At 42.5% G+C, this 13702-nt stretch carries 14 protein-coding genes; 9 read left to right on the plus strand and 5 right to left on the minus strand.

The features are described from left to right. Positions 1–111 precede the first annotated feature (111 nt). The 7 genes from KS242_RS04260 (at position 112) to KS242_RS04290 (ending at position 4743) form a co-directional block, all read left to right on the plus strand. Positions 112–483: a GNAT family N-acetyltransferase gene (locus tag KS242_RS04260; protein ID WP_217324060.1), complete on the plus strand. Its 372-nt coding sequence runs from the start codon at positions 112–114 to the stop codon at positions 481–483. A 133-nt stretch (positions 484–616) separates the two neighbouring features. After that, positions 617–799: a hypothetical protein gene (locus KS242_RS04265; protein ID WP_217323166.1), complete on the plus strand. Its 183-nt coding sequence runs from the start codon at positions 617–619 to the stop codon at positions 797–799. A gap of 34 nt (positions 800–833) precedes the next feature. After that, positions 834–1352: a tubby C-terminal domain-like protein gene (locus KS242_RS04270; protein WP_217323167.1), complete on the plus strand. Its 519-nt coding sequence runs from the start codon at positions 834–836 to the stop codon at positions 1350–1352. A gap of 15 nt (positions 1353–1367) precedes the next feature. Then, entirely contained in the window at positions 1368–1841 is a 474-nt protein-coding gene (locus tag KS242_RS04275) for a GNAT family N-acetyltransferase (protein ID WP_217323168.1), read from the plus strand. A 139-nt stretch (positions 1842–1980) separates the two neighbouring features. Further along, a complete protein-coding gene (locus KS242_RS04280) occupies positions 1981–2172 on the plus strand; it encodes a hypothetical protein (protein ID WP_217323169.1) in 192 nt (63 codons plus the stop codon). A gap of 226 nt (positions 2173–2398) precedes the next feature. After that, the gene (locus KS242_RS18245) at positions 2399–3268 is read left to right on the plus strand and encodes a methyl-accepting chemotaxis protein (protein WP_217323170.1); all 870 of its coding nucleotides are present in this window, start codon (positions 2399–2401) and stop codon (positions 3266–3268) included. A 14-nt stretch (positions 3269–3282) separates the two neighbouring features. Continuing rightward, positions 3283–4743 (plus strand): aldehyde dehydrogenase family protein, encoded by a 1461-nt coding sequence (locus KS242_RS04290; RefSeq protein WP_217323171.1) that lies wholly within the window; start codon positions 3283–3285, stop codon positions 4741–4743. Positions 4744–4794: 51 nt separating this feature from the next. Here the strand turns inward: KS242_RS04290 and KS242_RS04295 are convergent, their stop codons facing one another. From KS242_RS04295 to KS242_RS04310, 4 genes are all read right to left on the minus strand, one after another. Next, the gene (locus tag KS242_RS04295) at positions 4795–5268 is read right to left on the minus strand and encodes a cupin domain-containing protein (RefSeq protein WP_217323172.1); all 474 of its coding nucleotides are present in this window, start codon (positions 5266–5268) and stop codon (positions 4795–4797) included. 114 nt (positions 5269–5382) lie between these two features. Then, positions 5383–7176, minus strand: coding sequence for a rhamnogalacturonan lyase (locus KS242_RS04300; RefSeq protein WP_217324061.1), 1794 nt, complete (start codon positions 7174–7176; stop codon positions 5383–5385). A 565-nt stretch (positions 7177–7741) separates the two neighbouring features. Next, positions 7742–9097, minus strand: a complete 1356-nt coding sequence (locus KS242_RS04305; protein WP_217323173.1) for a M20/M25/M40 family metallo-hydrolase — start codon at positions 9095–9097, stop codon at positions 7742–7744. Positions 9098–9115: 18 nt separating this feature from the next. Beyond that, positions 9116–10330 carry a hypothetical protein gene (locus KS242_RS04310; RefSeq protein WP_217323174.1) on the minus strand — a complete coding sequence of 405 codons (1215 nt, stop codon included), beginning with the start codon at positions 10328–10330 and terminating at the stop codon, positions 9116–9118. Between the two features lie 159 nt (positions 10331–10489). On the opposite strand from KS242_RS04310, the gene KS242_RS04315 reads away from it, so the two are divergent. After that, positions 10490–11677 (plus strand): sensor domain-containing diguanylate cyclase, encoded by a 1188-nt coding sequence (locus KS242_RS04315; protein WP_217323175.1) that lies wholly within the window; start codon positions 10490–10492, stop codon positions 11675–11677. Here the strand turns inward: KS242_RS04315 and KS242_RS04320 are convergent. Further along, the gene (locus tag KS242_RS04320) at positions 11666–12616 is read right to left on the minus strand and encodes a LysR family transcriptional regulator (RefSeq protein WP_217323176.1); all 951 of its coding nucleotides are present in this window, start codon (positions 12614–12616) and stop codon (positions 11666–11668) included. The two genes, KS242_RS04315 and KS242_RS04320, sit on opposite strands and share 12 nt — an antisense overlap. 179 nt (positions 12617–12795) lie before the next feature. On the opposite strand from KS242_RS04320, the gene KS242_RS04325 reads away from it, so the two are divergent. Further along, positions 12796–13698: an RluA family pseudouridine synthase gene (locus KS242_RS04325; protein WP_217323177.1), complete on the plus strand. Its 903-nt coding sequence runs from the start codon at positions 12796–12798 to the stop codon at positions 13696–13698. The last annotated feature ends 4 nt before the right edge of the window (positions 13699–13702 follow it).

Raw genomic sequence — 13702 nt, forward strand, 5'->3', positions numbered from 1 at the left:
GATGCAGGTCGCTCATTTCTGCATTGCTGACCATAAGGAGTGATTGATTTGATTCAGAAAGTTATTAAAGAAGTAAGAACAACTGATCAAATACTTCAAGCATATCCGATAATGAACCAATTACGAACGCACTTGGATGAAGACACTTACCTTGATTTAGTAGCAGAAGCGCAAGAAAAAGAGCGATATAAACTATTTGCATTGTATGATGATGGCATGATTGCGGCGGTAGTTGGCTTTAAACCAATGGTTACCTTGTATTATGGCCGATTTGTATGGGTGTGTGATCTTGTTACTGACAACCAAAAACGATCGAAAGGTTATGGAGAGAAATTGCTCACCTTTGTTCAAGAATGGGCGGCGCAAAACAACTATCAAACTGTATCATTATCTTCCGGTTTGCAACGTGAGGGAGCACATCGTTTTTATCAAGAGAAGATGGGCTACGATAAAGTGAGTTATGTCTTTAAAAGAAATTTATAGTAGTCTGGGTGCGTTTGCATCTAAATGGTTGTGTAACAGGTGTATCATAACGACAAAAAATGTTGCAATAATTGGAACTTTTTCCATTAATCCTCCGTATGAAAATGTATAACCTTTTAGGAGGAGTTACACCGTGCGGACAATTCAAGTATTGAAAGAAGTAGGGTTTTGGGTATTTTCATGCATTTATTTGATTGGTATTCGGTTACATATAGACGGGTATGTGTTGTGGATATCTGATTTGCTCATCTGTGCAGCAATAGTACTTTCTTTGACGATGTATGTACTTCGTTTTAGTCGTAAAAGTGAGTACTAGCAAGCTGTATCGTTTGCATCGGAGGAACTATTAAATGTATTCTTACACATTTCGACATGTTCAATCGACAAAGCCGGCAGCAATTTATGATGGTGCAAATAACATTGTGGGCTATATAAGCAGGGTTTATCCTACTCTTTTCCATCGTATCTTTGATTATTGGCAAGAGGGGCTCGTATCCTCCATTTACCAAGTGAAAGATAAGGATGGTAAGATCGTATTCCAAGCGAAGGAACAATTCCGCTTATTGCGAAGAACATTTACCATAAAGTATCGGACGGCTTCAGATGTCCATGAACTGCAAATAAAAGAAGACACAAAATTGCACTCAATGAAAAAGACTTCTTTTTCGTTACATAATGATGTATATGTCATTCTGAAGAAGATCGGAGACTGGGCTGTCATTCAGAGAAATGGAAAAGAGGTTGCTCGCTGGAAGCATACTGTCAAAATTCCCCCTTCGAAAGTGAATATAGAACTAACTGATCCAGAAGCAGAACAGCATCTTCTGCTGTGGATTGGCTTGTTTCATACTTTTTTTCATAATCCGTGATGGAGGCGAAATCAGATGACAATCGAATTACAGAAAGCGACAATGGCAGATGCCGAAGAGATACACGCATGTCAAGTAGCTGCGTTTCAGCCGCTGCTGTTTAAGTATCAAGATACAGATTCAAACCCTGCCAATGAGCCGCTTGCACGTACAATAACTCGTATTAACAGAACAGACGGCGGCTTTTATAAAATTATGAAGGACAACAAAGTATTTGTCGGCGCTATCTGCCTCTTTACAAAGGAGCCAGGAATCTACTGGATCAGCCCTATGTTTGTTTATCCATCTTTTCAAGGGAAAGGCTATGCTCAAGAAACCTTAAAGCAGGTTGAGATTATTTTTGCAGATGCAAAAGCTTGGCGGTTGGCAACAATAGAGGAAGAACAAGGAAATTGCTACTTATACGAAAAGGCAGGCTATCAGAGGACTGGCAAGAGCCAAGTACTGAATGCGCGTGCTACGTTAGTGTATTATGAAAAGCGGATGTAATTAGAGGTGCTAATCATTAGCTTTACTAGTAAGAATGATTCTATCGCATTATAGATAAGTAGAAAGGGGAAAGTGGCAGGATCATCAAACTCTTGCTATGATTAACCCTCGAGACCTCATGTGAAGGAGAGGGTATAAAATGAATAAGGGTTTTATGATAACCGCTGTACTATTGGAGATTATCGGTATCCTCTTAATTCTGTTTTGGGATATTAATGATAAGGTTGCTGTTATATCGGGGATAGCTATTATCGTAATAGGTGTCGTCTTATTCCAGGTTGGATACTGGCGTATGGTGAGGGCGCGTGAAAGAAGAAAGAACAGAAGATAGATAAGGGAGCCGGCTGATGGGAGGAATACCAATCAGCTGGCTTTTTTTATGTTTTGCTGATAGACGGTCATTCGTTAAAAGATAGGCTATCCCTTTCTTTTATGAATCTTTATTCCTATTAAAGTTGAATCTTATCTGTACCTTTTCTACCATATCACTTTACAAATTGGAGAAAATGTCTATATATAGTAATAGTGTTAAAAACTATGAACAGGAGAATGATGCCATGAGTATACAACTACATGAACAGACGGAGCAGGCATTACATCCGATGTTGGACGCCTTTGTAAGAGTGGGCCCTTTTTTACAGGACCTAATTAACGAAGATGTCACCATTGGTATTTATAATACAGAAAAACTAATCATCAATTTCCCAGCTAAGACCTTTTCATTGAATGTTACACCTGGTGATCCTTTAGTAGATGGAGACATCGTAGCAGCAGCAATTCGTCAGAATAAGAATCAATCTGCTGTCGTGCCAGAAGGGCTTTTTGGTGTGAGCATTATTGCACGTGCTATTCCGCTTCATGATGAAGCAGGCAATGTCATTGGCGGTGTTGGTGTTGGTTTGAGTATAGAGAGTGCCAACCAGCTGTCTTCTATTGCTACGAACTTATCGAGCGTAATCGGTGATGTGACTGCTACGATTCAAGAGATGGCGAAATCTATTTCTGGTTTGGCAGAAGGTATGACATACATATCCAAGAAAGCTTCAGAAGTAACGGAGAGTGTAGACACAATTGAAGAAGTGTCCAACGTGGTAAAGGGCATTGCTGATCAGAGCAACTTGCTTGGCTTGAACGCTGCCATTGAGTCAGCACGCGCCGGCGAGCATGGCCGAGGCTTCAGTGTTGTTGCCGATGAGATACGTAAGATGGCGGCTGGATCTAAGGATCAAGTAACTGAAATTCACCAAATTACGGAACAAATCAAGGCGCATATTGCGAAGCTCAGCAATTCCATTCAAGAAGCAAATGCTGAATCTGATACGCAATCTGCAGCGATTGAAGAACTGACAGCTACGATGGAAGAAATCAATGGAAATGTACACATTCTTGCACAATTAGCAAAAGATAATATTTCAATCAAAGACTAATAGAGGTGACCAGCATGGATAATTTCAAGCATTTGAACAGTCAATATATTAACGGTGAATGGCGTGAAGGGCAGAGCAGTGTGAAAATGGAGAATCGCAATCCATATAACGGTGATATTATCGCTACGTATCAAGCAGCCAGCTTGGGAGATTTAAACGAAGCATATGAAGCATCTGCTCGAGTACAAAAAGAATGGGCGAAAACAAATCCAGTTGCACAGCGAGCTGTCTTCGAGAAGGCTGTCGCCTATATCGAAGCAAATCATGAAGCGTTCGTTGCAACAATTATCGAAGAAATCGGCGGCACAAGGCTAAAAGCGGAATTCGAAATCGGTCTTGTAACAAATATTATAAAAGAAGCTTCCACCTTCCCATTCCGCATGAATGGCCAAATTCTTCCGTCGCCAATTGATGGCAAAGAGAATCGTGTCTACCGTGTACCAGTGGGTGTTGTCGGTGTAATCAGTCCTTTTAACTTCCCATTCTTCCTATCTATGAAATCAGTAGCAACCGCACTGGCTGCTGGGAATGGTGTTGTGCTAAAACCGCATGAACATACGGCTATTACCGGCGGAACAATGATTGCAAAGCTTTTCGAAGAAGCAGGTCTTCCGAAAGGGCTGTTGAATGTCATCGTGACAGAAATTAGTGAAATTGGCGACAACTTTGTGGAGCATAAAATACCGCGTGCTGTTTCCTTCACAGGCTCTACTAAGGTAGGGAAGCATATTGGAATGGTAGCTGGTAAGAATTTAAAAGAGGCGCATCTGGAGCTAGGCGGCAACAGTGCCTTAGTTGTTTTAGAAGATGCAGATATGGAACTTGCGGTAAGTGCAGCTGTGTTCAGCCGCTTTACACATCAAGGTCAAATCTGTATGTCTGCTAATCGTTTACTTGTACATGAAGACGTGTACGATGAATTTGTTGAAAAATATATAGCGAAGGTTTCCACGCTCACATGCGGTGATCCAAAAGATCCAAGCACGATTATCGGACCGCTAATTAATGAGCAGCAAGTGAAAACGACAGTAGCTTTGATTGAGAAAGGCATCGAAGAAGGCGCAACACCGCTGATTAAAGGAAAAGTGGAAGGCAACATTGTGGAACCAGTAGTATTTGGTGATGTTACACCTGATATGACGCTTGCGAATGAAGAATTATTTGCACCTGTTGTATCCATTATGAAAGTAAGTAGTGATGAAGAAGTACTAGCTTATGCGAATACCAGTGACTATGGTCTAAGTGGTGCTATTCACACAAGAGATGTTGAGCGCGGCGCAGAGCTTGCCAAGCAGATGGATACAGGCATGATTCATATTAATGATGGTACGATTAATGACGAACCAAATGTAGCATTTGGCGGTGTGAAAAATTCTGGTCTTGGCCGCTTGAATGGCGAGTGGAGTCTGGATGCATTTACAACGACGAAATGGATCAGCATTCAGCATGACCGCAGACAATATCCATATAGCTAATGAACGTCAGACCAACAGCTTGAAGGCTGTTGGTCTTTTGCGTTCTTCCTGTTATTCAGCAGCTATGGCGTCTTGTTTGGTAGGATGAGTCGTTCCATAGGGATGCTCTGGCGGCGCGTAAATCGTGTAAAGTTTTAACGGCGTATGACCAGTATTGGTTAGATTGTGCCACATGCCGGCAGGGACAAGAATAGCGTAGTCATCTTGGACATATTGCTGATAATCCAAGTGCTCTCTTTTTGTTCCCATCTGAACGAGTCCATGACCAGATTCGACACGAAGAAATTGGTCGGTATTTGGGTGCTTTTCCAAACCGATATCTTCACCAGGGAGGATGGTCATCACTGTTAATTGCAAGTGTTTTCCTGTCCATAAGGCTGTTCGATAGAGAGGGTTTTGTGCAGTTGCTTGTTCAATATTGATAACATATGGTGAATTACCATAATCATGTGCAGCGTACGGCCATTGCTGTCGCTTATAATTAACAGAAGCAGGCTGCCAAGGATAATAATTGCTGTAAAACATTTTTTAGCTCCTTTCCTGCTGTTTTTATTATCCTATGTGAATGTCAGCGTCGAGTTCTGCTTTAAAAAGGCAAATAGAAAGCGCACAGAATCTGATTCTGTGCGCTCATTGCAATTATTTAGCTTTTACAACCTCGATTCGAGGCATTTCGGGCTGTTTCATATTATTTCCCAAGAAATAACTTGTGTGTGGCGGCTGGTTATAGGCAACGTTCTGCCATGCAACGCCTAATCGATACACAGGGTCATGCATCAGTGTTGGCAGTCTTTGTTCCGTCATGTCAGTTGTGGTGTATAGCACAAGTGCGCTGCTATCTTCTGTTCGCCAAATTGCTTCTTCCCGCCAATCACCAATCAAATCTGCTTGCAGGGTAGGAGTTCCTTTTGTGCCGTTGTTAGAGTACGTGCCTTCAGCATCCAGCAATGTATCAACTTTCTCGGTTTTCGGATTCCACTTACCGATCAATCCTGTGCCTGTTTGGATAGATTCGTCAAAAGTGTGGTCTAGGATTTCCCGAGACAGGTCGCCGTCCCACCATATAGCAAAATTGGCTGGAGGAATATTAGTTGAGATTTTCTCACCTGAAGCTGCATATAGTCCGCCTGTCGGACTGTTCCACGCACCGTCAACGGCCCACATTTCAGCCCCAGGATAGCGTGGGTCAATATCAGCAGAGAGACCGCGGCCGATGTCTCTGTTTGTCGGAATCCCCCACAGCAGTTCGCCAGTACGGGCATCATGTAATTCAATGCCGGCTTTATTAGGAGAAGACTCATGCACTTGGAAAACCTCTAAGCCAGGACGACTTGGATCTAAATCACTCACATGCATAGCATCACCATGTCCGAGTCCTGTCGAGTAAAGGCCTGTACCGTCATGGTCAAGCGCCATGGAGCCATAAATGATTTCATCTTTTCCATCTGCATCGACATCCGCGATGCTCAAGTTATGATTCCCTTGTTGTGCATATGCTTCATTACCGTCGGTCTCACTATTAAACAGCCATTGCTTGTTTAGCTTGCCATCTTTATAGGTGTAAGCTGCAATCGTTGTTTTTTCATAATAGCCTCGGGCTTCAATGATACTCGGTGTTTTGCCGTCCAAATACGCAACGCCGGCTAAGAATCGATCACCGCGGTTTCCGTAACAGTCACCCCAGTCGCAAATATTGCCGCGGGCTGGTTCATAATTCACGGTTTCTTTCAGTTTACCTGTATTCCCTTCAAAAACACTTAAATACTCAGGTCCTTCGAGAATATAGCCGGAGCTGTTACGGTAATCTGCATTTTTATCGCCAATGACTTTTCCTTTTGCGTCCGTCGTGCCGTCTGCTGTTTTTACAACTAATTCTGATTTGCCGTTGCCATCAAAATCATAGACGAGCATTTGTGTGTAATGGGCACCTGCACGAATGTTATGACCGAGGTCAATACGCCATTTATGAGTACCATCCATTTCATAAGCATCAATAAATACATTTCCTGTATAGCCGGATCGTGAGTTATCTTGGGCGTTAGATGGATCCCATTTCAAAATAATTTCCCATTCTCCGTCACCATCCAGATCGCCGACACTTGCATCATTGGCATTATACGTATAGGACTTCCCATCTGGTGTTTTGCCATCAGCTGGTTTTTGAAGCGGGATGTGCAACTGATTGTTCTGCCACACTTTGATGTCATCTTGGTCCGCACCTTTTCCGATAGCTTCTACTCGGTAAACGCTGTCCGCGGTGCCGGCTTCATCTAAGTAGTTCGTGCCATGTTTCACTGGTTTTCTTGTGATTTTCTTCCCATCACGGTAAATATGGAATGAAGTCTTTTTCTTGTCGTTGCCGAGGAATCGCCAGCTTAAAAAGATACCGTCCTCTGTTTCGACAGCAACAGCGCCTCGATCCAAATACTCCATTTGCCTTTTGGGGAGTTTTTTTGCATCAGCAGAGAAGGGGACAGCAAGTGTCAGAAGCAAAGCTAGCAAAATTACCAGACATTTCTTCAATATAATCAATCCTCCTTATATTTTTAAAGCGCTTACATTCATAGAATAAAGCAGAAGGAAGAGCAAATCTTATTAGACAGAGCCGTAACTTCTCAAATGTGGTTGTAAATATTTTGAAAGTAACCTGAGACAGAACAAGACTAATATATCCTAAAAGCGAAAGATGACTAGATTTATACTTTTTAATGCAGCTCAGACGGCTGCTGCCTCTCCAACTTTAGCTGCTATGTGGGACAAGAATTGCTTTTGAAGTAGAGACCGACAAGAAAATAACTTCTTATTTTCGAGGAGTCAACATATTATTCCTAAATCTGTGAAGGTTTCCTATAACAAAAATCAGCGGAGTGTATTTCCGAAGCGATGCTCTCATCTCCGTTTCCTATGCAAAAATTCCAAACAATTCTGCAGTTAATTGCAGTATTGTTTGGAATTATATAGCTTAAACAAGTTACGTCCTACCTCTTCATGCGTGTGGTTATATGTCCGTCTTGCCTAACGTATGGATGACAGAGGCGGTGCAGCAAATACCATTCAAGAAGTATTCGACATCCAGATTCTCATTCGGTGAATGATTGTGCTGGTCAAAATTCGCGTAAGGAACAATAACAGATGGAAGACCGAGTATTTTCGTCCATACATAATCGGGGAGTGATCCGCCCATGCTTGGCTGGATGAGCGGCTCTGTTTGATAAGCTGCCTCCACAGCACTGACGACTTTTTGGACGATTGGCAGCTCGGCCTTTGTGCGGGAAGGCTGCATGCTGCCAAGATAGTTGACTTCTACATCTGGTGCATATGTTTCAACATGCTTTTTAATTTTTTCCAAGATAGCAAGCGGATCTTGATCGACAACGAGCCGAATATCCATTTTGATTTTTGCAGTAGATGGTATGATCGTTTTCGTTCCTTCACCTGTATAACCGCTTTCCATTCCATAAATATTAAATGTCGGTTCACCAGTCATCTTCTGATAATAAGAGAGTCCGTTCATGGAAAGCGCTGGATAGCCAATTTTCTTTCCTAATGAATCCTTGTCATAAGGCAGTTTCATGAGCAGTTGTTCTTCATAAGGTGTGAAAGCTCGTATATTATCATAAAATCCTTCGACTTTCACGTGACCGTTTGCATCGCGCATCGTGTGCATGAGCTCAATCAGCTTCCAGGCAGGATTCGGCACGATATTCCCTGTATTACCAGAATGGTTATCGCGATCAGCACCTTTCGCGTGGAATTCAATAGAGAGCATTCCTCGTACGCCAAGCAGTACTAGCGGAGAGGTGCTGTTATGAGATGGGCCGTCAGATGTGTAAACAAGATCAGCCTGCAGCAGTTCTTTGTGTTCCTCCACAAATGCAGCAAGATTGGTGCTTCCTTTTTCTTCTTCACCCTCAAAGACAAACTTAATATTAATTGGCAAGTTCCCGACCGTTTCCTGGTAGCTTTTCACGCCAAAAAGCTGTGCCATCAGCTGGCCTTTATTATCACCGACACCACGTGCATAAATTTTGCCATTGCGTATTTCAGGCTCGAAGGGGGGAGATTCCCATGCTTCATAAGGTTCTGGCGGCTGTACATCATAGTGACCGTAAATGAGCAGGGTGAAAGCATTCGGATCTTGTATTAATTCCCCATAGACGACGGGATGACCGGCTGTTGGAAGAATCTTTGTATCAATGCCAATTTCCTGCATCATTCCTTGCAGGAGAGCTGCGCATTCTGCTATCCCATCATTTTGTGTACTAATACTCCGCTGGCGAAGAAGGGTAAAAAGCTGATCCAAAAATTGCTGTTTATTTGTTTGAATATAGTCTTTCATTCTGGCAGTATCCATCAAATTCTCCTTTATTGCTTAGTTCAATGTACCGATTAATACTGTAGCGATCAAAATGGAGCATGTTGTGACAGTTGTAAATCCGCCCATGAGCATTGGTGTTACAATCTCGTTCATGATTGCTTCTCGCTCTTCTTCTGTTTCTCCTACTTCACGGCTGATTTCTTCACACAGAATATAATCAGCAGGAAACCCGAAGAGTGCGGTAAGTGCAACTGGCATGCCAAGATATTTACCAACTCCAAGCAGTTTTGAGGCAAGCAGTCCTCCTAAGGTGACACCTGAAGTTCCTAATGCGCAAATGAGCAGGATTTCAGGGATATAACTAACCAAGGCAGCCGGTGTAACGTCGTCCATAGAGGATATGACAATAAAGATAACGGCAATCATGGCAAAGCCGGTCGCATTTGCTTTTTCCATCGACTTTGGCGGATAAAAGCCGATATAAGCTCCAATTACACCAATAATCAAACAGAAGATGGTGTAGTTGACACCAGTAAGTGCATCAAGCAAAACAGCAATACCACTGCCCAAATAAAGCTGCAGAATAAGAATAAGCGATGTTTGATATTTTTTGGGCAAAAGTAATTTCCGTTCATTCTGAGCTTTGGTCAATGTATTCGGACGAGCTTCTGCAGCTGCTTCTTTTTCAAGAGCGGCACCGCTGTGGAAACGAGATTGTACTTGCTGTTTGACAGAAAGCGCATGCCGCTTTAAGAAGAAAGAAGCGAGCGGAATACCGAACAGTTTGTGGATGCTGAGCACTAATGCAGGAATAATTACTAAGCTGGATAATCCTAGTTCTGTCAGCTTTTCACTCGTAACCAGATAGGCTACAATACCGCCTACAACAGGACCTGCACCAGCAACTGCTGTCTGGTAGTCGAAAAACAACGGAACCACTGCTAAAACGAGGAGTACAGCAGTGAGGGAACCGGCCAAAGCGATAAGAATCGGCTTAAGCTGTCCTCGAATTAATGAAAAAGGGACAAGCGTTCCAAGGTGAACAATAAACGGAGCGACAATTAAGGAACCGAATGCCGTCACAACAGAATCTGACATAAGTCCATTCGGAATAATTCCGGTCCACAGCAGGCAGATATAAAGCAGCAAGGCCGCCAGCAGCATAGGAATACGTGCTTTTGTCCAGATGGAGATGAGCTCTCCTAAACCTAATACAGCAATCAGCAAAAGTGTAATCATGACAGGGTTGCTACTAATCTCACTCCACATTTACGCTCGCCTCCATCGTACATAATAAGAATATTAATAAAAATTAAACCATATTCAGAAAATTGTCAACATAATATACAATTAATATCTTTATCGAAGCTAGGCTGGAAGAGGACTTTTTTGTATAATAAGCACAGTTACAGAGAATCGAGGAGAAAAATGGGGATTATGCAAGCCTTTACGCTGCCGCCTGCCACAAAGGAAAACAAGCAGAAACTTCGTGAGTTGATTCTGCAAGAGAACTGGAAGCGGACAAAACTATTTGCCGTCATCATTATGTTCTTTGAAGCGATTTTGACGATCATGCAGCTGCCTGAAGGGTGGGACTTTTATATAGTAATGTATATTGGTCTTTTTCTCGCGGCTGGTATATATTTAATCGTTGGAAATCTAATGGAAAGAAAACACGCTTCTATACGGAGCCGAATGCAGTTCATGCATTTCTTTGTGTTTCTGTTTCTCGTATGGGGAACGATGATTACCTTACAAGATCAGCTGCATTACGGGCACGTGATGGCATTTGTAGTTAATTACATGTGCGTTTCTGCTTTGTTTTTGACCGAGCGAAAGCGGTATATATTGATTGCTTTGCCAAGTGTGGCGCTGCTTTACGTTGGGCTGCCTATTTATCAGGTTGAAGCCGGTATGCTGTTTGGTCACTACGTCAATGTCAGTGTGTTTATTTTCTTTTGCTGGCTTGCATCACAGCTCCTTTATAACGGGTTTGCGGCAAATTTTTATAATAAGCTGCTGCTTACCGATATGAATAAAGCACTGGAGGTACAGATTCAGCAAAACGAGGTTATGAATGACAAGCTGAAGAAACAAGCCACGATGGATGAATTGACAGGTATCTTAAACAGAAGAGGTTTCCAAAGTTATATTTATACTATGTTGGCAGACGGGTCAAAAAGAGAGCTGTCACTATTCCTGCTTGATGTGGATGCTTTTAAATCGTATAACGATCATTATGGACATCTGCGCGGGGATGAGGTGCTGCGGTCAATCGCGCAAAGTGTGCATCAAGAGGCTGCTATTCCAACAGCAGGCTGGGCTAGATATGGCGGTGAGGAATTTGTACTGGCCATCTTTGATCATCCCGATGAGAAGCTAAAGGAGACTGCTGAAGCGATTCGCCGGTCTGTTATTTCCTTACATATTGACCATGCCTATTCTCCAGCAGCGGAGAACGTTACGGTGAGCATTGGCGTCTACAGCGCATCTATATCGGATTATGAGCAGCTATCTCACTTTCTTGGACAAGCTGATGAAGCTTTATATGAAGCAAAGCGTGCTGGACGAAATACAGTCAAGCACAAAGAAGAGCTAAGCGGATCATATGCTTAGCTCTTCTTCTTTGTACATCACTTTTACATAGCGCTGCAATTCCTGTTTGAGTTGGCCAATGACCTCTTGAAAGTGGCTGTCTTCCCGATACGCAAAGCAGACAGGGGCTGTGAGGTCGATATCTTCTATAGGTGTTATCGCAATATTAGCCATTCTGGGGAAATTCATATGGTAAAGAATAGACCGAGGTAACATCGTGAAGCCGTATCCGCTTTGGACAAACGCCAGCATATTCTGTACGTCATCTACCATCTGATAATCGGAATCCTGCAATTTGTTAAGTACGGAACTGACCTTCTCCAAATTGTTTGTCAGTGCAGCGTGCTCGAAGACTATGAATTTTTTATCGAGCTTGCTGGCATTTGCTAGTTTGCTATCCAGAAGTGAGGTATCATTTTTATGACAAAGGAAAACCACTTCATCTTGAAGAAGTTGCTCACATAAATAAGACGTCTTCGCTAAGTTCTCGAAATGAATGGAAAAGTGAATGCTCTCGTACTCCATTAGCTTCTTCAATACATTGGTAGGCCTTGTAATAAACTTGAACGAATTATGCGGAAAATGAGTTTGCATATACGGGATAATGACATGGTTGAACACAGGCGCCAGCCAAATGTTAATGCCGATGCGCAGTTCGTTTTTACTGTTGGCGATACGGCTAAGAAGCTGATTGCTAATCTTATTGTCTCCAGTTAGAGCAAACGCTGCATCCTGCAAATCTCCTAATAGTTCAACTGCATAAGGAAGGAAAAAGTGTCCTTCTTCGGTAAGTTCAATACCGCCCCAACTCCGATTTAATAAGACAAACTCAAGTTCTTCTTCCAGTTTCCGAATTCTTGTACTCAAAGTTGGCTGCGTAATATGTAAAGCTTTTGATGCTTTGGATATACTTTTATTAGCGACAACTGCTAAAAAGGACTCCAATCCGTCTCTATTCATGGTTCTTCACTCCTGCCATTCTGTCGAGTCTATATTATATTTTTTAAGGAAAAAAGTATAGATATTTCTAGAATATTCCTGAAGCCATTTGGAGCAAAGCTTGTGTTTCCTTCCAATAACAATTATGATGAAAAGATGCAGCAATGATGCCATGTGAATGGTACAGAAAGGATTCAACTATGAAAAATAAACGACCGCGTACTCGTGGGTTCCAGCCTGCGAAGCCGAAAGAATATAATGTAACAGAAGCGGAAGAGCTATTGCCTTTTTTGATCAAAGTCGTAAATAAAAGCCGAAACTCCGTTAAATCTATCTTATCAAGAGGACAGGTAGCCATTGACGGCCGTGTTTCTACACAGTTTAATGACAAACTTCAGCCGGGGCAGAAAGTAACCATCCGGACCGATATGGTAACCGAAGCCCCGCCAATGTCAGGTATTACGATTCTTCATGAAGATGATGCCATTATTGTTATTGAAAAAGCTTCCGGATTGCTTTCTATTGCTTCCGATAATGAAAAGTCGAATACAGCTTATCGTCAGCTGTCTGACTATGTGAAAGCACAGCACAGTGACAATAAGATCTTTGTCGTTCACCGTTTGGATCGGGATACATCTGGCGTTATGGTTTTCGCCAGATCGGAAGAAATCAAACAAAAAATGCAGCAAGAATGGACAACTACAAAAGAGCGAGCTTATGTAGCGCTTGTTGAAGGAAGTGTATCCAAGCCAGAAGGCACGATCACTTCGTGGCTGAAGGAAACGAGCACGCATAAGATGTTTTCCAGCAAGTACGAGAATGATGGACAAAAGGCGATCACGCATTATAAAGTTGTGCAAGGAAATAACAACTTTACCCTAATGGAGCTCAGTCTGGACACAGGACGGAAAAACCAAATTCGTGTTCATATGCATGACATCGGTCACCCAATCGCAGGAGATCGAAAATATGGAGCGGGTGATCGCTCGATAAAACGGCTTTGCCTGCACGCGCGCAAGCTGAACTTCAGCCATCCGGTTACAGGGCTAGCACTTCGATTTGTGACGGACATTCCCAATCTATTCAAATCTAAATCAAGATAAGGAA

This window comes from Terribacillus sp. DMT04 (assembly GCF_019056395.1).
Classification (GTDB): domain Bacteria; phylum Bacillota; class Bacilli; order Bacillales; family Amphibacillaceae; genus Terribacillus; species Terribacillus aidingensis_A.

Coding starts and splice junctions, on each gene's coding strand:
- KS242_RS04315 (WP_217323175.1), top strand. CDS start 10,490: ATGGGGATTATGCAAGCCTTTACGCTGCCGCCTGCCACAAAGGAAAAC.
- KS242_RS04310 (WP_217323174.1), bottom strand. CDS start 10,330: ATGTGGAGTGAGATTAGTAGCAACCCTGTCATGATTACACTTTTGCTG.
- KS242_RS18245 (WP_217323170.1), top strand. CDS start 2,399: ATGAGTATACAACTACATGAACAGACGGAGCAGGCATTACATCCGATG.
- KS242_RS04300 (WP_217324061.1), bottom strand. CDS start 7,176: ATGGAGTATTTGGATCGAGGCGCTGTTGCTGTCGAAACAGAGGACGGT.
- KS242_RS04290 (WP_217323171.1), top strand. CDS start 3,283: ATGGATAATTTCAAGCATTTGAACAGTCAATATATTAACGGTGAATGG.
- KS242_RS04270 (WP_217323167.1), top strand. CDS start 834: ATGTATTCTTACACATTTCGACATGTTCAATCGACAAAGCCGGCAGCA.
- KS242_RS04275 (WP_217323168.1), top strand. CDS start 1,368: ATGACAATCGAATTACAGAAAGCGACAATGGCAGATGCCGAAGAGATA.
- KS242_RS04305 (WP_217323173.1), bottom strand. CDS start 9,097: ATGGATACTGCCAGAATGAAAGACTATATTCAAACAAATAAACAGCAA.
- KS242_RS04280 (WP_217323169.1), top strand. CDS start 1,981: ATGAATAAGGGTTTTATGATAACCGCTGTACTATTGGAGATTATCGGT.
- KS242_RS04295 (WP_217323172.1), bottom strand. CDS start 5,268: ATGTTTTACAGCAATTATTATCCTTGGCAGCCTGCTTCTGTTAATTAT.
- KS242_RS04325 (WP_217323177.1), top strand. CDS start 12,796: ATGAAAAATAAACGACCGCGTACTCGTGGGTTCCAGCCTGCGAAGCCG.
- KS242_RS04260 (WP_217324060.1), top strand. CDS start 112: ATGAACCAATTACGAACGCACTTGGATGAAGACACTTACCTTGATTTA.
- KS242_RS04320 (WP_217323176.1), bottom strand. CDS start 12,616: ATGAATAGAGACGGATTGGAGTCCTTTTTAGCAGTTGTCGCTAATAAA.